Source organism: Arthrobacter sp. Dra40 (assembly GCF_059091905.1).
This window is the reverse complement of sequence record NZ_JBNHHB010000106.1, coordinates 1-18,363: the sequence shown is the minus strand read 5'-3', so window position 1 is coordinate 18,363 and position 18,363 is coordinate 1. Positions and strand designations below refer to the sequence as shown.

19 protein-coding genes are annotated in these 18,363 nt (G+C 65.5%); 3 read left to right on the top strand and 16 right to left on the bottom strand.

Translation table 11 applies throughout. The features are described 5' to 3' along the window. The coding region (infC, locus tag AC5RWT_RS25195; protein WP_494082576.1) for a translation initiation factor IF-3 at nucleotides 1–966 on the bottom strand (966 nt) is incomplete at its 3' end. Nucleotides 967–1,307: 341 nt separating this feature from the next. Between infC and AC5RWT_RS25190 the strand changes: the two genes are divergently transcribed. After that, nucleotides 1,308–1,727, top strand: coding sequence for a DUF1844 domain-containing protein (locus AC5RWT_RS25190; protein ID WP_494082575.1), 420 nt, complete (start codon nucleotides 1,308–1,310; stop codon nucleotides 1,725–1,727). Between the two features lie 94 nt (nucleotides 1,728–1,821). Here the strand turns inward: AC5RWT_RS25190 and AC5RWT_RS25185 are convergent, their stop codons facing one another. The 7 genes from AC5RWT_RS25185 to AC5RWT_RS25155 form a co-directional block, all read right to left on the bottom strand. Then, a complete protein-coding gene (locus AC5RWT_RS25185) occupies nucleotides 1,822–2,670 on the bottom strand; it encodes an SseB family protein (RefSeq protein ID WP_494082574.1) in 849 nt (282 codons plus the stop codon). A gap of 8 nt (nucleotides 2,671–2,678) precedes the next feature. Then, nucleotides 2,679–3,419 (bottom strand): bifunctional 1-(5-phosphoribosyl)-5-((5-phosphoribosylamino)methylideneamino)imidazole-4-carboxamide isomerase/phosphoribosylanthranilate isomerase PriA, encoded by a 741-nt coding sequence (gene priA, locus AC5RWT_RS25180; protein ID WP_494082573.1) that lies wholly within the window; start codon nucleotides 3,417–3,419, stop codon nucleotides 2,679–2,681. 45 nt (nucleotides 3,420–3,464) lie between these two features. Continuing rightward, a complete protein-coding gene (locus AC5RWT_RS25175; protein ID WP_493968066.1) occupies nucleotides 3,465–3,620 on the bottom strand; it encodes a hypothetical protein in 156 nt (51 codons plus the stop codon). Nucleotides 3,621–3,622: 2 nt separating this feature from the next. Next, a complete protein-coding gene (hisH, locus tag AC5RWT_RS25170) occupies nucleotides 3,623–4,264 on the bottom strand; it encodes an imidazole glycerol phosphate synthase subunit HisH (RefSeq protein ID WP_494082572.1) in 642 nt (213 codons plus the stop codon). After that, nucleotides 4,261–4,878, bottom strand: coding sequence for an imidazoleglycerol-phosphate dehydratase HisB (gene hisB, locus AC5RWT_RS25165; protein ID WP_493968068.1), 618 nt, complete (start codon nucleotides 4,876–4,878; stop codon nucleotides 4,261–4,263). The genes hisH and hisB overlap by 4 nt, the downstream gene beginning before the upstream one ends. A gap of 55 nt (nucleotides 4,879–4,933) precedes the next feature. Next, a complete protein-coding gene (locus AC5RWT_RS25160; protein WP_494082571.1) occupies nucleotides 4,934–6,043 on the bottom strand; it encodes a histidinol-phosphate transaminase in 1,110 nt (369 codons plus the stop codon). Between the two features lie 72 nt (nucleotides 6,044–6,115). After that, nucleotides 6,116–6,466: a LysM peptidoglycan-binding domain-containing protein gene (locus tag AC5RWT_RS25155; RefSeq protein ID WP_494082570.1), complete on the bottom strand. Its 351-nt coding sequence runs from the start codon at nucleotides 6,464–6,466 to the stop codon at nucleotides 6,116–6,118. A 297-nt stretch (nucleotides 6,467–6,763) separates the two neighbouring features. On the opposite strand from AC5RWT_RS25155, the gene lexA reads away from it, so the two are divergent. Then, complete coding sequence (gene lexA, locus AC5RWT_RS25150) at nucleotides 6,764–7,513, top strand: transcriptional repressor LexA (RefSeq protein ID WP_493968071.1); 750 nt, start codon at nucleotides 6,764–6,766, stop codon at nucleotides 7,511–7,513. A 70-nt stretch (nucleotides 7,514–7,583) separates the two neighbouring features. On the opposite strand, the gene AC5RWT_RS25145 is transcribed toward lexA, so the two are convergent. Both AC5RWT_RS25145 and hflX read right to left on the bottom strand, forming a co-directional pair. Continuing rightward, a complete protein-coding gene (locus AC5RWT_RS25145; protein ID WP_494082569.1) occupies nucleotides 7,584–9,620 on the bottom strand; it encodes an ATP-dependent DNA helicase in 2,037 nt (678 codons plus the stop codon). Then, entirely contained in the window at nucleotides 9,613–11,154 is a 1,542-nt protein-coding gene (hflX, locus tag AC5RWT_RS25140) for a GTPase HflX (protein WP_494082568.1), read from the bottom strand. Before hflX ends, AC5RWT_RS25145 begins: the two co-directional genes overlap by 8 nt. A gap of 432 nt (nucleotides 11,155–11,586) precedes the next feature. On the opposite strand from hflX, the gene AC5RWT_RS25135 reads away from it, so the two are divergent. Continuing rightward, a complete protein-coding gene (locus AC5RWT_RS25135) occupies nucleotides 11,587–12,198 on the top strand; it encodes a class I SAM-dependent methyltransferase (RefSeq protein ID WP_494082567.1) in 612 nt (203 codons plus the stop codon). A 64-nt stretch (nucleotides 12,199–12,262) separates the two neighbouring features. On the opposite strand, the gene dapF is transcribed toward AC5RWT_RS25135, so the two are convergent. The 6 genes from dapF to recA form a co-directional block, all read right to left on the bottom strand. After that, entirely contained in the window at nucleotides 12,263–13,210 is a 948-nt protein-coding gene (dapF, locus tag AC5RWT_RS25130; RefSeq protein ID WP_494082566.1) for a diaminopimelate epimerase, read from the bottom strand. Beyond that, entirely contained in the window at nucleotides 13,207–14,139 is a 933-nt protein-coding gene (gene miaA / locus AC5RWT_RS25125) for a tRNA (adenosine(37)-N6)-dimethylallyltransferase MiaA (protein WP_494082565.1), read from the bottom strand. Before miaA ends, dapF begins: the two co-directional genes overlap by 4 nt. Nucleotides 14,140–14,144: 5 nt before the next feature. Next, nucleotides 14,145–15,665: a tRNA (N6-isopentenyl adenosine(37)-C2)-methylthiotransferase MiaB gene (gene miaB / locus AC5RWT_RS25120; RefSeq protein ID WP_494082564.1), complete on the bottom strand. Its 1,521-nt coding sequence runs from the start codon at nucleotides 15,663–15,665 to the stop codon at nucleotides 14,145–14,147. Nucleotides 15,666–15,719: 54 nt separating this feature from the next. Further along, nucleotides 15,720–16,586 carry a hypothetical protein gene (locus AC5RWT_RS25115; RefSeq protein ID WP_494082563.1) on the bottom strand — a complete coding sequence of 289 codons (867 nt, stop codon included), beginning with the start codon at nucleotides 16,584–16,586 and terminating at the stop codon, nucleotides 15,720–15,722. Between the two features lie 143 nt (nucleotides 16,587–16,729). Next, complete coding sequence (locus tag AC5RWT_RS25110) at nucleotides 16,730–17,287, bottom strand: regulatory protein RecX (RefSeq protein WP_494082562.1); 558 nt, start codon at nucleotides 17,285–17,287, stop codon at nucleotides 16,730–16,732. After that, on the bottom strand, nucleotides 17,288–18,340 hold the full coding sequence (gene recA, locus AC5RWT_RS25105; protein WP_493939759.1) for a recombinase RecA: 1,053 nt from the start codon (nucleotides 18,338–18,340) through the stop codon (nucleotides 17,288–17,290). Nucleotides 18,341–18,363 lie beyond the last annotated feature (23 nt).

Below are 18,363 nucleotides of genomic sequence, written 5' to 3'. Positions count from 1 at the left end.
CGCCGGAGCGGCCGGCTTGGCCTCGGCAGCCGGCTTCGCCGGAGCGGCCGGCTTCGCCTCGGCGGCCGGCTTCACCTCAGCGGCCGGCTTGACCTCAGCTGCGGGCTTGGCCTCGGCGACCGGCTTGACCTCAGCTGCGGGCTTGGCCTCGGCGACCGGCTTGACCTCAGCTGCGGGCTTGGCCTCGACGGCCGGCTTAACCTCAGCTTCCGTCTCTGCCTCAGCTTCGACCGCAGGCTGTTCCGCGGGCTCGATGTCGGCCCCTACCGTCGGCTCGGCCTGCTCATCCGGCTCGGCCAGCTCAGCCACAGCCGGCGCTTCGGCCGTTTCCTCCGGCTGGTTTGCCAGTGCGGCCAGGCCTTCCGGCATCAGGTCGCCCAGACTCTGGGTCAGAGGATCCTGATCGGACGAGGTGTCCACCTTCTGCTTCTTGGCTTCGTTCGTCGCCTTCGCGTCGGCCTTCTGGGCGGCCCGCCTGGCTTCTGCCTTGGCTTCGGCCTTGTTCTTGGTCGGGCCGATCACCATGACCATGTTGCGGCCGTCAATGCGCGGGGTCGATTCGATGACGCCGACTTCGGCGACGTCCTCGGCGAACTTTTGCAGAAGGCGGATGCCCATTTCCGGGCGCTGCTGTTCGCGGCCGCGGAACTGGATCATGGCCTTGACCTTGTCGCCGGCTGCGAGGAACCGCAGGGCGTGGCCGCGCTTGGTCTCGTAGTCGTGCTTGTCGATCTTCAGGCGGAACCGGATCTCTTTGAGCACAGTGTTCGTCTGATTCTTGCGCGCCTCGCGGGCCTTGACCGCAGCCTCATACTTGTACTTGCCAAAATCCATAAGCTTGCACACCGGAGGCTTGGCCTGCGGTGCGACCTCAACCAGGTCAAGATCCGATTCCGTGGCCAGGCGCAGGGCATCCTCAATACGGACGATGCCTACCTGTTCGCCGTTGGGTCCGACTAACCGCACCTCGGGAACGCGGATACGATCGTTGATTCTTGGCTCGCTAATGTGTGGCTCCTGTCGCTGAAATCCGGCTGCCGCTTGAAATGGAAGAAGGCCTCCCATTGCAAGCGCAATCGAAGGCCTCATAAGTGGCGGCACGCGAAACTGCACAAGTTCCGCTGACCGGGACCGGGCGCCCTCATTCGAGGGTTTTCGGCTCAGCCTGCCGACCTGGACCCGGCAGCTCTGGCTAGCCATACCGACGGGTGGGAGAGGTCTCCGCTTGCAGATTGGCTCCTGCTTTCCCACGTGCTTTCAGGCACATAAGTAACGGGATCCAATTGGTCTGTGACAAGCTTACCAGTATGAGCAGCTCAGATAACAATCCGCAGACCGACGGTCACCGCCACAGCTTCGCGACCGAGGCCGTCGCTGCCTCCAGCCAGGAACAGGAAGTCCTGGGCCAAATGCGCGATATTGCCGAAGTCCCCGCCGTGGAAGTCATCACCACGGCGGCGGTCCATCTGATGAGCGCCGCCGCCGTCAAGTGCGGTTTGGCTGCCGGCGAGGACGCCGAAGAGCTCAAGGATCTGGACGAAGCGCGCAAGCTCATCACCGCTCTGGCCGGATTCGTCACCGCCGCGGCGCCGGAGATCGGCAGCCAGCACGCCGGACCGCTGCGCGACGGCCTCCGCTCCCTGCAACTGGCCTTCCGTGAAGCTTCCGTGATCCAGGATGAACCGGGCAAGGGCCCGGGCGAGAAGTTCACCGGTCCGGTCAACTGACCGGCATCACCTAGCCAAACTGACAAGTACGACGCCGGTGCCAGACACCGGCGTCGTACTTTTTAATGTTTCGGGTGGGGGTCGATGCCTGTGGTTAGCGGGTGAACTTCAGTTCCAGCGAGTCCACGTGCTCGGCGAACTCCTGACGGGCTTGAAGCCGTTGCTGGATTCGTCCGGCCAGGGCACCCAGCTCCTCGCGTCCCAGCCCGTCCCGAATCTGAAGGACCAGGCGAAGCTCTGGGCCATGGCCGCCGCCGGCCACTACCGAACCATCGCCAGCCCGCGCCGCGATGCCGGCCCCGGGCTCCACGGAGGCGGCGATGACCGCGTCCTCGCTGCTGGTCGCTTCGGCCACCCATTCCAGCAGGGCGGGATCCCGATAGGAGGGTACCCATTCCTGCTGTTTGGCCAATGCCCACAGGGCGGGTCGGCGGACCACGAAGGTCAGGTCGGCCCCCGGATCCACGACCATCAGTTCGGCCTCCTCGGAGACGGCCGCCAGAGCCGCGCGCGGCGCGTAGACGGCAACAGGTCGCGCGTCCGGATGCCATGCTTCCAGTGCGGCAGTACTGGTGAAGGCCGGCAGAGCACGGCGTCCGTCCGGCGCCTGCAGGGTGACCAGAGCCATGTCCGCCTGTTTATCCGCGGTCAGGCCGCCGCTGCCCTCTGCCTCTTCTCCAAGCGTGGCCACGATGGGGACGAAAAGGCGTGCGTTCGCCAAGGCAGCGACCACTTCCGCTTCGCCGCCGGTGCCGGCGGCAAGCCATTGAAGTGCCGCTTCGTAGGCGGGATCGGTGCTGCCGTCGTCTTGATCGAACTGGTGCAACGGATTTCCGTCGCCGCTCAGGTCGCGTCCGGCCCAGCTCTGCCCCGCCGAGTCTCCGGCGCCGCCGGCTGCTGCCAGTGCCGCGGCGATATGGGCGGGCAGCTCCTTCTTGCCCATGTGGCTGCTCAGCGCCGTCCGGCCACGTCGAGAGCTTCGGGCAGGGTGAACTTGCCCGCGTAGAGGGCCTTGCCTACGATCGCGCCTTCGACTCCGGCCGGAACAAGTTCCCGCAGTGCCCGCAGGTCATCCAGGCTGGAGATCCCGCCGGAGGCGACAACGGGCTTGTCCGTCCGCTCGCACATCTCCTGAAGCAGCTCCACGTTCGGGCCGCGCAGTGTTCCGTCTTTGGTCACGTCGGTGACCACGTACCTGGCGCAACCGGCGTCTTCGAGGCGGGCCAGCACCTCCCACAGGTCACCGCCTTCCTGCGTCCAGCCCCGGGCGGCCAGCGTGGTGCCCCGCACGTCAAGACCAACCGCGATGGCGTCACCGTGACGGGCGATGGCGCGTGCGGTCCATTCCGGGTTTTCCAGGGCAGCCGTGCCCAGATTGACACGTGCGGCCCCAAACTCAAGCGCACGTTCCAGGGAGGCATCGTCGCGGATGCCGCCGGACAGTTCCACCTTGATCGTCAATTCGTCGGAAACCCGGCGGAGCACTTCGGTGTTGTTGCCCCGGCCGAACGCCGCATCGAGATCCACCAAATGCACCCACTCCGCGCCGTCGTTCTGCCATGCCAGGGCAGCTTCCAGCGGATCCCCGTAACCGGTCTCGCTGCCGGCTTCGCCCTGGACCAGCCGGACGGCCTGGCCGTCGGCAACGTCGACTGCGGGCAGGAGTTCGAGGATGGATGTGTGGTTGTTCATGGTGCTTCCGCTTTCTGCGCTTTCAGCTGCGCGGGATGGTTGTGGTTACGGGCCGAGAGTGAGCAGGTACGCCGCCAGCAGCGACATGCCGGCCAGGATCCAGAAGACGATAACCAACCACTTGGGCAGCCGCTGCTGCCGGAACGAGATGGCACCGCCGGCGAGCAACCCGGCCAGGGCCATCAGGAGGATGCTGGTCACGGCTATCGCAAGGTCTTCAGCCAGTTGCGCAGCAGCTCCGCACCGGCGTCCCCGGACTTCTCCGGGTGGAACTGGGTAGCGCTGAGCGGGCCGTTTTCAACGGCGGCTATGAAGGGGGCTCCGTGCGTGGACCACGTCACCTGCGGCGGGGTCATGGCAGGCTGGGTGACATCGAAGTCCCAGTGCTGCACGCCGTAGGAATGTACAAAGTAAAACCGCTCGTCTTCAATGCCGGCAAACAGCCGGCTGCCCTTGGCTGCGTCGACAGTGTTCCAGCCCATGTGCGGGACGACTTCCGCAGGCAGGGCTTCCACCGTTCCCGGCCACTCCCCGATCCCCTGGGTGCGCACCCCATGTTCCACGCCTTCGTCGAACATGACCTGCAGGCCCACGCAGATGCCCAGCACCGGCCGGCCGCCAGCCACCCGGCGGCCGATCCAGCGCAGCGCGTCAACGGACTTCAGCCCTTGCATGACGGTGGCGAAGGCGCCGACGCCGGGGACCACGAGCCCGTCAGCGTCGAGGACGTCCGCGGAGGCGTGGCTCAGCGTGACGTCGGCGCCGACGTGTTCCAGTGCCCTGACGGCCGAGCGCACGTTGCCCGAGCCGTAGTCCAGAACGGTGACTTTGGGTGCAGCTGTCACAAGGCGCCCTTCGTCGAGGGAATGCCCTCGACCCGGGGATCGGTTTCCACAGCGGCCCGCAGCGCCCGGGCGAAAGCCTTGAACTGGGCCTCCACGATATGGTGCGGGTCCCGACCGCCGAGAACGCGCATGTGCAGGCAGATCTGGGCGTGCAGCGTGATGGCTTCGAAGACGTGGCGGGTCAGCGATCCGGTGAAGTGCCCGCCGATCAGGTGGTACTCCTGGCCTGCGGGTTCCCCGCTGTGCACCAGGTAGGGCCGGCCGGAGATATCGACGACGGCATGGGCCAGAGCCTCATCCAGCGGCACTGTGGCCTCGCCGAAACGGCGGATCCCGGCCTTGGTCCCCAGCGCCTGCTTCAGGACCTCGCCGATCGTGATGGCAACGTCTTCCACGGTGTGGTGGGCGTCGATATGCGTGTCGCCGGTGGCCTTCACCGTCAGGTCGATCAGCGAGTGCTTGGACAGGGCGGTGAGCATGTGGTCATAAAACGGCACGGTGGTGCTGATCTCGGAACGGCCGGTGCCGTCAAGATCCAGTTCAACCAGCACGGACGACTCGCTGGTGGTGCGTTCGAGGCGTGCGGTACGTCCGGTGGTGGTATCCACGGTCATGGGGGGTCCTTTGACGAAATGGTTGACCGGCCGTAGCCGGTGCACTCTTACTAGTTTAGGAGACCGGGCTGGGGATGAGCGCCTTGATGCCTTCGAGGAAGGCTGTGGTCTCGGCCTCAGTGCCGGCGGTAACGCGCAAATGGCCGGGAATTCCGACGTCGCGGATCAGGACTCCGGCTTCCAGAAGCCCACGCCACACGGCGTGCGGGTCAGCAAGTCCTCCGAAAAACACGAAGTTTGAATCGGACGGGGCCGGCGTCAGGCCAAGTTCAGCCAGCTCCTGGATAATGCGGTCACGCTGCGACTTGATGTCCTCAACATTGGCCAGCAGCGCATCGGCATGTTCCAAGGCAGCCAGCGCGGTGGCCTGCGTGACGGCGGACAGATGATAGGGCAAGCGGACCAGCCGCAGTGCGTCCGCAATCTGGGGGGCAGCGGCCAGATATCCCACTCTCGCTCCGGCCAGGGCGAACGCCTTGCTCATGGTGCGGGACACGATCAGCCGCTCCCGTCCCGGCAACAGTGTGAGCGCACTCGGCGTCCCGTCGTGTGCGAATTCAGCGTAGGCCTCGTCCACAATCACGATGGCATCGGATGCCGCCCCGGCTTCGTAAACGGCTTGCACAACATCAAGGCCCAGAGCGGTGCCGGTCGGGTTGTTTGGGGAGCAAAGAACGACGATGTTCGCACCGGAGTCAACAACAGCTGCGGCAGCGGCTTCCGGGGAAAGGGTGAAGTCTGCACCACGCGGGACGGCCACGTACTCGGTGTCTGTTCCACTGGCCAGCAGCGGGTACATGGAATAAGTCGGCGGGAAGCTCAGCAGGCGCCGGCCTGGGCCGCCGAAAGCCTGGAGGATTTGCTGGAGCACTTCGTTGGAACCGTTGGCAGCCCAGATGTTTTCCGCCGTGAGTCCGTGCCCCAAATAGCGGGCCAGCGCGCCGCGCAGTTCGGAAAACTCGCGGTCCGGATACCGGTTGAGACCCATGGCCGCGGCACTCACGGCCGAGACGATGGCTTGGTGTACAACGTCAGGCAGCCCGTGGGTGTTTTCGTTGACGTTGAGGAGGACCGGGACCTCCAACTGGGGAGCACCGTATGGCTCCAAGCCGCGGAGATTCTCCCGCAACGGCAGGCGGTTCAGGCGTTCTAGCTGCTCACTCACCACGCCAGTTTAAGCTTCGGCCCGCCCGGGGCAGGAATCGGGCGGGCCAAAGCAGCTCATATTACGGTTGCCTCAACGCGTGGACGGCACCAGTAGCTGCTGCCCGGCATGAACAATGTCTCCGTTGAGGCCGTTCAGTTGCGTGATCTCGAAGATCACGTCGTGGGGGTTGCGTTCGGGCGCCGACTGGACGGCTACATCCCACAGTGTTTGGCCGCTTCCCACGGTGACGGTTACGGCTGGTCCCGGCCCCAGGCCCCCGGCGGCCATTGCCGGTGCCGTGAAGAAACCAATCAAGGTCAATGCGGCGGCCGCGGCGAGCATCAGCGGCAAACCGATCAACAGCAAACGTCCTCGGCGGGTGAGCCGGAGACGGGCGTTGGTGTCGATTCCGGCGGACTGCACTGCTAGCTGGGCGGACATGGTGCCACCTTTCCGATTTTCGATCTGTTTCGACTGGTTTCGATCGCCTGGCGACGTATTCGAACGTATCTTCGAATACGTCTTCTACAGTTTTAGCACTGGTGATCGAAGATTGTCGAGACTCGATCGAACAAATGTTTGAAATTGCTACCCGCCTCGCATAGCGTTATGAGCGTTGGCGGCTGTAGTTGCAGTGCATCAGCTGCCACTGACAGAACAGCTGAGACAGCACATCCGTCACTGGCCCAGCAGCAGCGGGTCAGTACACGGACCATCATGGGAAGACCGGGGCCGGATATGTCCGAAGAGAGCACGACCACTGCCGGAGCGAGGCGACGCGGCCGGCCTGTCAAAGTGGGGCGCAGCCTGACTCCGCGGCAGAAAAAGATTCTGGAAACCATCCAGCGTTCCGTCATGTCCAACGGCTACCCGCCCTCGATGCGGGAAATTGGCGACACGGTTGGGCTGGCCAGCCTGTCCAGCGTCACCCACCAGCTGGCCCAGCTGGAGAAGATGGGCTACATCCGGCGCGATCCAAAGCGTCCACGCGCCATGGAAATCCTGACACCGCTGACCCTCGAGCACGGTGGCGTGGAGATCGTCGGCGTCGATGAACCGCAGCAGTTGCGCAGCTCCAGCGGTGTTGCCGTATCTGAACTGACCACCTCCTCCGATACGGCAATGGTGCCGCTCGTGGGGCGGATTGCTGCAGGCGGGCCCATCCTGGCGGATCAGGCGGTCGAAGATGTGATGCCGCTTCCCCGACAGCTGGTGGGGCACGGCGAACTGTTCATGCTCAAAGTTTCCGGCGACTCGATGATCGACGCCGCCATTTGTGACGGCGACTGGGTAGTGGTGCGCCAGCAGCACACGGCGGAGAACGGTGACATTGTCGCGGCGCTGCTCGATGACGAAGCGACGGTCAAGACCTTTCGCCAGCGCGACGGGCACACGTGGCTGCTGCCGCAGAACACGCAGTACGAGCCGATTTTGGGCGACCACGCAACCATCATGGGCAGGGTTGTTTCGGTGATGCGGGCCCTCTGACCCGCATCACGCTCTGCCCGGAGGCAGGGAACCGGTCCTTGGGTCCGGTCCCCGGCCGTGGCAATCCTGATCAGGCGGTGGCCGCCAGCCGTTTCAGAATCTGACGCGCGGTGGCGCCGTCCTGCGTGCTCCAGAATGGCGGTAAAGCGCTGCGCAGGAATCCTCCATAGCGGGCGGTGGCCAAGCGCGAGTCCAGCACGGCCACCACTCCCCTGTCATTGGCTGCCCGGATCAACCGGCCTGCACCTTGCGCCAGCCGCACCGCCGCATGGGTCGCCGACACCGTCATAAAGCCGTTCCCGCCGGCTTGGGCTACCGACCGTGTCCGGGCGGTCGTCAGCGGGTCGTCCGGACGGGGGAAAGGAATCCGGTCGATAACCACCAGCCGGCACGCTTCGCCTGGCACGTCGACGCCCTGCCAGAGTGTCATGGTGCCGAACAGGCAGGTATCCGGTTCATCAGCGAACTGGCGCACCAAAGCCGCCATCGATGACTCGCCCTGGCAGAGGATGGTGAGATCGCTGCGCCGGCGCATTTCCGCCGCGGCTTCTTCCGCAGCGCGTCGCGAGGAGAACAACCCGAGGGCCCCCCCGCGCGAGGCCAGCAGAAGCTCCTCAAGTTCATCGAGCTGCTCGACGCTGGTGCCCCGGCCAGGCTTGGGCAGATGCGACGCCACATAGAGCACGCCCTGCCGGGGGTAATCAAAGGGGCTGCCCACATCGGCGCTGGAATAAGCCGGTGCGCCCGCGCCCAGCAAGCCGAGTGAGCCGGCGACCGCGTCAAAGGTCCCCCCGACCGACAATGTGGCCGACGTGAGCACGACGGTATGTTCGTCGAAAAGCCCCTCGCGCAGCCTGGACGCTACGGACAGCGGTGCAACGTTCAGTGTTGCCGGCTGGTCGTCACTGGCAGTGTAGTCGCCGGTCTCGCCGTACGAACCGGGCCGGGTGGCCCACACGACTTCCCGGGAATCGCCCGCCGACAACAGTCGCTCAGCCAACTCCAGAATTGCAGCAAGCCTGGACCGCGCCATCTGCCGCCCGCCGTCCGCCGCCCCGGAACCTTCAGGCTTGGAATCGGAGAGCGCCGTGCGGGCCGCCTCCCGCAGTTGAGCCAGAACCAACTCATGCTCTTCGCGCAGTCCGGACGCCAACAGCCCGGTCGGCACTGACTGCAGGACGTCCTCCAGTGCATTGGCGGCCGAGTTCAAGGGCTCTACGCTGATCCCCGTGTGCTTGCGCGCAGTCGAGGCGGCCGTGCGGACCATGGCTGCGGACAGCTGTCCTGCCACAGCGCTGGTCACCCGGTCCTGCAGTTCATGCGCCTCGTCAATGACCACCACGTCGTAGTCGGGGAGCACAGCGACGCCCTCGAACGCGTTGATAGCCAGCATTGCGTGGTTGGTGATGACGATATCCGCCTGTGCCGCGTGCCCGCGTGCCAGTTCGCTGAAGCACTCCGCGGCCATGGGACACTTTTGGGCGCCGAGGCATTCCATCGACCCGACCGAAACCTGGCGCCAGGCCCGGTCGCTGACTCCGGGGATCAGTTCATCCCGGTCGCCGGTTTCGGTCTCTTGGGCCCACTCGCGCAGCCGGACGACCTCCTTGCCCAGTGGACCTGCCGCGCCCGATGACGCCGCGGGGTCGGCCGGAGCCGGGTGCGGAACAGCGTCCTCGCCGAGGCTGAACAGAGGGGCGGGCGCGTCATCGTCCGGAAATCCGCCGGCCAGTTTGTGCAGGCAGGCATAGTTGTTCCGGCCCTTGAGCAAGGCCACATCCAACGGCCGGGGAAGCTCCTCCGCGACGGCGTCCAGGAGCCGCGGGAGATCCCTTTTAACGATTTGGGACTGCAGCGCCAAGGTCGCTGTCGAGACGATGGCCGGCTTCTCACCCTGCAGCGCCTGGACCATGAGCGGCACCAGATAGGCCAGTGACTTACCGGTGCCTGTACCCGCCTGCACCAGCAAGTGCTGACGGCGCTCGAAGGCCTCCGCCACTTTCGCAGTCATCTCATGCTGGCCGGCGCGGTGCTGCCCGCCCATGCCCTGAACCGCGACGTCGAGCAGCCGCAAGGCCTCACCGGCCGGACCGTGAAGATCAGTCATGCCTGACGAACTGCTCCAGTTCCACGGCCAGACCCTCACGCACCAACACGTCGAGCCGTGTTCCGTCTTCTCCGTGCTCCATGGCCAGGATCTCGGCATCCTCGCTGTGCAGCCGGCTGATCACTTCGCCGCGTTCGTAGGGAACCAGCAGCTGAAGCTTCACGCTGGGCCGCGGGATGGTCTCGCTCACCAGCCGCAGCAGCTCGTCAATTCCCTGCCCGGTGCGTGCGGATACCACCACATGCAGCGGTTCACGCTGGCGGAGCCTCTCAACCACAAATGGATCGGCGACATCTGCCTTGTTCAGCACCACGATTTCCGGAATGTGCCGCGCCTCCACCTCGGTCAGCACTTCGCGCACGGCGGCGATCTGGCCCTCCGGGTCGGGATGCGAGACATCGACGACATGCAGGATGACGTCGGCGTCGGCAACTTCTTCCAGCGTGGAGCGAAACGCTTCGACCAGTTGCGTCGGCAGGGAGCGGACGAAACCAACGGTATCGGCGAGCGTGTAGCCGATACCTTCCGGGGTTTCCGCCCGACGCACCGTGGGGTCCAAAGTGGCGAACAGCGCATTCTCCACCAGTACACCGGCATCGGTCAGACGATTGAGCAGTGATGATTTTCCGGCGTTGGTGTAACCTGCAATGGCCACCGAGGGCACCGCGTTACGGCGGCGGTTGGCACGCTTGGTGTCGCGCGCAGGCTTCATGGCCGCAATCTCGCGGCGCAGCTTCGCCATCCGCGTACGGATACGTCGGCGGTCAAGTTCGATCTTCGTCTCACCAGGCCCCCGTGACCCGATGCCGCCGCCGGCAGCCCCGACCCGGCCGCCGGCCTGTCGGGACATGGACTCGCCCCAGCCGCGAAGCCTGGGCAGCAAATATTCAAGCTGTGCCAGCTCCACTTGGGCCTTGCCCTCGCGGCTCTTGGCATGCTGCGCGAAAATATCCAGGATGAGCGCCGTTCGGTCGATCACCTTGACCTTGACGATGTCTTCGAGGCCGCGGCGCTGCGACGGTGACAACTCGCCGTCGACAATAACGGTATCCGCCCCGGTGGACATCACGATGTCGCGCAGTTCCTGGGCTTTTCCGGAACCCAGGAAAGTCCCCGGATCCGGTTTCAACCTGCGCTGCACGATGCCGTCCAGCACTTCGGAGCCGGCGGTCTCGGCCAGCGCCGCCAGCTCCCGCAAGGAGTTGTCCGCGTCGTCGGCCGTTCCTTCGGTCCAAAGCCCGGCCAGTACCACGCGCTCCAGGCGCAACTGCCGGTATTCGACCTCGGTGACATCTTCAAGCTCAGTGGAAAGGCCCGCTACCCGCCGCAGGGCACGGCGTTCGGCCAGATCCTGCTGGTCACCATCGAATTCGGAATGCTCGGCATCTAGTTCGGAGAGGGCCTGCGCTCGGCCGCCGACGCCCGGCTTGCTGCGTGCTGCAGTGTCGCGGGCCAGAATACGGTCGATGACTGCCTGGATCTCGTCCGGCGTCATCTCGGGTTCCGGTGTCGGCTGGGGGTTGTTGGTGGTCATGCTCTCCTTCAAAATGTCCGTGGTTCTATCGTAGTCCTCCGGGGTGCGGCCGCCAGAGCCCGAAGATGCAGTTTGTGGATGTTTGGCCAAAAGTCCTCCTGGCATGGGCCCGGTTGTGCCGGGCAGGAAATGCGTGCTGTTGGCGCCTGCTGATAGGCCCGGATGCAACCGGGTGCCGGGGAACGACAACTGCCGGTTCTCAGACGGCTGTGCGGTGTATCGCCAGATGTGCGTGGAGAATCACGGGGAACGGCGATTGCCCGGCGGCCGGGGAGGGCAAGCCTCAACCATCGGCGCGCTGCCCCAGTCGAACGGGACAGCATTGTGCGGCACAATCACTACTTCTTCATGCCTTACACCGTACCAGAGCCCGATGTTGCTTAGGTGGGCCTTGATACCCATTCTGCTGCGCGCGCACTAATCTGGCCGATTATGGGAACAGAGCACTACTTCAGCGCGCAACCGGGCAAACCAGAGGTTCGCCGCCGCCTCTCAGTTGAGCTGGACGGCGAACTCCGGCAACTGGAGACTGCAGGCGGCATCTTCAGTCCCGACGGCGTCGACAAAGGCACGTCGGTGTTGCTGGCCGAAGTCCCACCGCCGGCACCCGAAGGCAATCTGCTGGACATCGGCTGCGGTTGGGGCCCGCTGGCGCTGACCATGGGTCTGAAGTCCCCCCGCGCAAACGTGCTGGCCGTCGACGTCAACGAGCGCAGCATCGCCCTGACCAATGACAACGCCGCCTCCTTAAGCCTGGCCAATGTCCGTGCCTGCCGTCCGGAAGACGTCGACCCGGCAATGCAGTTCCACACCATCTGGTCCAATCCTCCAATCAGGATCGGCAAAAGCGAGCTCCACGAGCTGTTGTTAATGTGGCTGCCCCGGCTCGCACCCGGAGGCGCAGCTTGGCTGGTGGTCCAGAAAAACCTCGGATCGGACTCTCTGCAGCGCTGGCTCGCGGCCGAGCTCCCGGCGGATTTCGCGGTCAGCCGCGCAAGCACCGCGAAGGCCTTTCGGGTGCTCTGCGTCCGGCGGGCTGGCTGAGCCCGGAAGCGGTCCGGCAAGGTGGGCTCTGCGTCCAGCGGGCTGGCCGGCTAAGCCCGGCTGGCTAAGCCCGGGTCGGTCCGGTCAGCGTGCCCCGCGAGACCAAGACCGCCGGGCCGCTTAGCTCCACGTGTTCCCGTCCGTCCGTGCCAGGGGTGAACCGGACGCGGACAACTCCGCCGGGGACCCCGACCTGCCAGTCGTCAGGTGCGCCGGCACCCGCCCAGTAACGTATGGCGGCCGCGGCGGCGCAGGCACCAGTGCCGCAGGACTGGGTCTCCCCCACCCCGCGCTCGTGCACCCGCATGCTGATGTGCCCGGCTCCGTCGGCAACGAGAGGTTCGGCGGGCACAACAAACTCCACATTCGTACCGTGCTCCGGCACCGGGTCCACCGCCGGTGCTTGGAACAATTCGGTGGCCGCCAGTTCTTCGAGTCCGGCCAGGGCCACCACGGTGTGCGGGTTGCCCAGGCTCAAGGACAGCGCAGGACGCGGAACCTGGAGGCCGCCGGCGCTGACCGTGGAGTCCATCGCCCTGGCTTCGGCCTCGGCGGGATAGATGAACTCCCACGGTCCCATGTCCACGGAATAGCCGTTGGCGGACCTGCGGACGATCTTGGTCCCCGCCCTGGTACCGATGGTCAACGATTCACCTGCTCTGAGGGTGGCCAGTCCTTCTGCCAGCAGAAAATGCACGAAGACGCGGACCCCATTGCCGCACATCTCCGAGATTGATCCATCGGCGTTGCGGTAGTCCATGAACCACTCGGCGTCCGGCGCTGTCTGCAGCAAGGCGCGGCCCTCGGGCAAGTGCTCGGAACGCACCGCGCGGATGAGCCCGTCTGCGCCGATTCCGAGATGGCGGTGGCACAGGCCGGCGACAGCCTCTTCACCGATGTCCTTGACCCCGTCCGGATCAGCGATCAGCACAAAGTCATTGCCGGTGCCGTGGCCTTTGGCAAAGGGCAGCCCGGCCAGGGCGGAGACGTGGTCAGGAATGGGATTGTTCACGCGTCAAGCTTAGCGATCTGTCCCGCTGCCTTGTCGGCCACCAGGGGATCCTGCCAGTCGATCCAATGAATCCGGGGATCGGCCCGGAACCATGTCAGCTGCCGCCGGGCAAACTTCCGGGTGGCCAGGACGGTGTCGCCGGCGGCCTCGTCAAGGGTCCATTCGCCGTCGAGCACCCTGAGGAACTGTGCATATCCGAGCGCACGCGAGGCAGTCCGACCCTGGCGCAGACCGCGCCGGTCCAGTTCGGCGACCTCGTCCAGCAGCCCGCGTTCCACCATCGTATGCACGCGACTGGCGAGGCGGTGCTTGAGCTGCTCCCGGTCCACTTGAAGGCCGATCTGCACGGTGGGGCGGACATACTGCCGCTCCGGCATGTACGAGCTAAAGGGGCGCCCCGTCAGCTGCCGGACTTCCAGCGCGCGGACAATGCGGCGGGCGTCCCCCAGCCGTTCGGCAGAAACCGGGTCGACCTGGCGCAGACGTTCCCGCATGACTTCCAGGCCCACAGCTGCCAGCTCTTCTTCCAGCCCGCGGCGCAGGGCGGGATCGGTGCCGGGGAACTCGATGGCGTCGAGGGCAGCCCGTATGTACAGTCCGGAGCCCCCGGTGAGGATGGCCCGCCGTCCCCGGCCATGAACGGCTTCGATCGCTTCCCTGGCCTGCCGTTGGTACGCCGAGACGCTCGCATCTTCCGTCACATCGAGAATGTCCAGCAGGTGGTGAGCGACACCCTGCCGCTCGGGCACGTCCATTTTGGCCGTGCCAATGTCCATTCCCCGATAGAACTGCATGGCATCGGCGTTGATCACTTCGCCGTCAAGCCGCTGGGCCAGCGCGACGGCGAGATCCGACTTTCCGGATCCGGTAGGGCCGACGACTGCGATGACTGCAGGCCCGTCCGGCTGTCTGGGATGGTCGAGCGGCATGGCGCTCAGGCGGACCGGACAGGCAGCGCCGGCATTCCCAACGACACGTGGGCAGGCTTGCCGCCCGGGGCGGGGGTTACCGCGCAGGAGTCCGCTTGGGAGCGGTCCCAGGCATCGCCGGCCCGGGAACGGCGCAATTGGTAGTCCGCTTGAGACGCCGGATCGGCAATCAGGTGGAAGGGCGCTGCTTCGGTAACGGTCACCGTGACCAGGTCCCCCGGGCGCGGTGCGGGCGCGCCGTTGGGGACGGAGAAGTGCACCAACCGCTGGTCACGGGCCCGCCCCGAGAGCCGGTGGGTCTCGTCCGCTTTGCGTCCCTGCTGCGCGGTCACCATGACTTCGACCCGGTTCCCCAGTTGTTTGGCATTTTCTTCGGCGGCGATCCGGTCCTGCAAGGCAGTCAGCCGCTCATAGCGCTCCTGCACCACCGCCTTGGGCAGCTGGTCCGGCAACTCCGCGGCGGGCGTTCCGGGCCGCTTGGAGTACTGGAAGGTGAAGGCGCTGGCGAACCGGGCCTGTTCCACCACGTCCAAGGTGGCCTGGAAGTCCTCCTCGGTCTCCCCCGGGAAACCGACAATAATGTCGGTGGAAATGGCCGCATGCGGAATCCGCTCGCGGACCTTGTCCAAAATGCCCAGGAATTTCCTGGATCGGTAGGACCGGCGCATATCCCTGAGGATCTTGTCGGAGCCGGACTGGAGCGGCATGTGCAGCTGGGGCATGGCGTTGGGTGTTTCCGCCATGGCATCAATGACGTCGTCGGTGAATGCGGCGGGGTGTGGACTGGTGAACCGGACCCGTTCCAAGCCGTCGATGCTTCCGCAGGCACGCAGCAGTTTGGCGAAGGCCCCGCGGTCACCGAATTCCACGCCGTAGGAGTTCACGTTCTGCCCCAGCAGGGTGACCTCAATGGCCCCGTCGTCCACCAAGGCCTGTACCTCCGCCAGGATGTCTCCCGGCCGGCGGTCGCGTTCCTTCCCGCGCAGCGATGGCACAATGCAGAACGTGCAGGTGTTGTTGCAGCCAACGGAGATGGAAACCCAGCCGGAGTACACCGCGTCGCGCTTGGTGGGCAGCGTCGAGGGAAAGACATCGAGGGATTCCAGGATTTCCAGCTGTGCTTCGTTATTGTGCCGGGCACGTTCCAGCAGTGCCGGAAGCGAACCCACGTTGTGGGTGCCAAACACCACGTCCACCCAGGGCGCCTTCTTGAGGATCGTCTCCCGGTCCTTTTGCGCCAGGCAGCCGCCGACGGCGATCTGCATGCCCGGATTCCGTTCCTTCACCGGCGCGAGCTGGCCCAGGTTCCCGTACAGCTTGTTGTCTGCGTTCTCACGCACCGCACAGGTGTTGAACACGACGACGTCGGCCTGGCCGCCATCGGACGCGACCAATCCGGCTGCTTCGAGGAGACCGGCAAGCCGCTCGGAATCGTGGACGTTCATCTGGCAGCCGAACGTGCGCACCTGGTAGGTGCGGGCCTCGGGCTGCTGCTCGATGGTCGGGGCAGGGGCAGTCAAACTCACCTTACAAGGGTACGGCCTGCGGCGGGACCGGCGACAATCAGCGGAGGCTCCACATCAGTACCAGTTGTTCCTCAGCTGGAAGGCCAGCGCAGAGCACGGCGAACCGTACCGGGAGTCTATGTACTCCAGTCGCCGGTCGATGTGAGTTCGGATACCGTGTGCGCTGCTGGATGGATGGTCAGCACTGGCGCTCCAGTCCAATTCCTTGTTCCACAGTGTTTCCAGGCAGCCCAACTCTCCCGCTCCCCAGCCGAAGGCAGGAAGCTCGCCTTCGGCGTAGGCTTTGGTCCCGTCCGCATCATCCGCCGGCGTCTCAGCGGCCGCGCCGGCAGCACTTTGTTCCCCGGCGCTGTCCGCATCAGCTTGTTCGCGGGCGGTGTCCGCCGCCGGCTGCTTTTCGGCGGCATCTGTCGCAGCAGGCTGTTTCCCGGCTGTCTCCGCCGCAGGTGCATCCTCGGCTGAAGGTTTTGGTGTCGGTCCGGCGGCACCTGGCTGCCCCGCTGCTTTCCGGGCGGGGGCTTCCTCTTCTGAGCCTTGCGCAGCAGCGGTTTCCTCCGGCAAACCCACGGCAGCTTCCTGGTGAGCCAGCGAAGGGCGCGTCTCTTGCGCGCGGGCAGTGTTCTTCCCGGCGCCAGCGTCCGTGGGCGCCTCCGCCGCCTGCTGCGCGCCTGCAGCACGCGTTAGCGCCCGGTGCCCTTCGGCCGGCTCAGCCCAACCCATCAGTCCCAGCACCGGAGATGTGACGGATCCGACAGCTTCGGACGGGCTCTGACCGTTGTGGACGGCGCCCGCTGCGCCCGCTGCGCCGGCGATAGCGACGGAGCCTAAGGTCAGGACTGCTGCGGTTTTCAGGCGGCGCCGCCTGCGACTGGTCCGGCGTTGCTGGGTATTCTGACGACGTTCATTCTGCGGTGCACTCACAGTCGCACAATAGTACCGTCGAATCGGGAAAAGTCTCAAAACCATAACGGACGGCCCGCCAGGCCATCTTCGATGCAAACTTCCGCCCCGGGATGTCGGACGGTTTCCCTGGCCCGACGACGGGTGGAGGCCAGGCAACCCGGTCAGAACTCCGGGCTGCCGGCGGCCTTGAGCTCCTCGTCCGCCACCCTGTAGGCCACGGAGGGAGAATAGCCCTTTCGGGCGAGCATGGAGACCAGCCGCCGCAAATGCTTGTCCCTTTCCGGGCGCTCCGCCAAGTGCCAGTCCGGACGGATTTTGCGGCGGACCAGACCGCGCGCGGCATCATGCTCATCTTCCGCTGAGAGCTGGTCCAGCGCCTGCTCCGCGATATCGCCGGCGATGCCCTTGTCCGCTAGCTCGCGCTTGAGCGCTGCGCGGGCCAGCCCCCGGGTTTGAGCGCGGCTACGCACCCACATTTCGGCGAATTCGGCATCGTCAATGAGTTTGACTTCCTCGAAGCGCTCGAGCACCGCCTCGGCAACGTCGTCCGGCACGCCGCGCTCAGCCAGCTTTGCGGCCAGCTGGGCGCGGCTCTTCGGGGACCGTGTCAGCGCCCCAAGCACGATGGAGCGTGCAACACCGTAGGGATCCGCCTCCGGGGAAGCGTCCGCCGGGCTGCCCGGTGTTGGCCCGGCTACCCCTCCGTGCCTGAAAGCCATTTAGAATCCGTCGACGGCCTTGAGCTTCGGCCCGCCTTCTTCCCCGTTGTCCGGGACTGCATCGATGCCGAGCTTCTGCCGGATCTTGCGCTCCAACTCATCTGCCAGATCAGGATTGTCGATCAGGAACTTGCGGGCGTTTTCCTTGCCTTGGCCGAGCTGGTCTCCGTCATAGGTAAACCAGGCGCCCGACTTTTTGACGAGTGAATGCTCCACGCCCATGTCGATCAGCCCGCCCTCGCGGGAGATACCGTGGCCATACAGGATGTCGAATTCTGCCTGCTTGAACGGTGGCGCCATCTTGTTCTTGACGATCTTGGCGCGGGTCCGGTTGCCCACCGGGTTGGCTCCATCTTTCAAGGTCTCAATGCGGCGTACGTCGATGCGGACGGAGGCGTAGAACTTCAGCGCCTTACCGCCGGTGGTGGTCTCCGGGCTGCCGAAGAACACACCGATCTTTTCGCGCAGCTGGTTGATGAAAATGGCCGTGGTCTTCGACTGGCTGAGCCGCCCGGTGATCTTCCTCAGGGCCTGGCTCATCAGGCGGGCCTGGAGACCAACATGGCTGTCGCCCATTTCGCCTTCGATTTCCGCACGCGGCACGAGGGCTGCGACGGAGTCGATCACGATGATGTCGAGGGAGCCGGAGCCGATCAACATGTCCATGATTTCCAGTGCCTGCTCGCCGGTATCCGGCTGCGACACCAGCAGGGCGTCGGTGTCCACCCCGAGCTTCTTGGCATATTCCGGGTCCAGCGCGTGCTCGGCGTCGATGAAGGCGGCGATTCCGCCGTTGCGCTGGGCGCTGGCGACGGCGTGCAGCGCCACAGTGGTCTTACCGGAAGATTCCGGACCGTAAATCTCGACCACACGTCCCCGCGGCAGGCCGCCGATGCCCAATGCAGCATCCAAAGCGATCGAACTGGTGGAGATCGTTTCGATGGGGGCGCGGGTGTCGTCGCCGAGGCGCATCACCGACCCCTTGCCGAACTGCTTGTCGATCTGCGCCAGCGCAGCTTCCAGTGCCTTCTCGCGGTCAGCTGGTGCGGCCATTGTTCACCTCAGTCTCTTGCGGC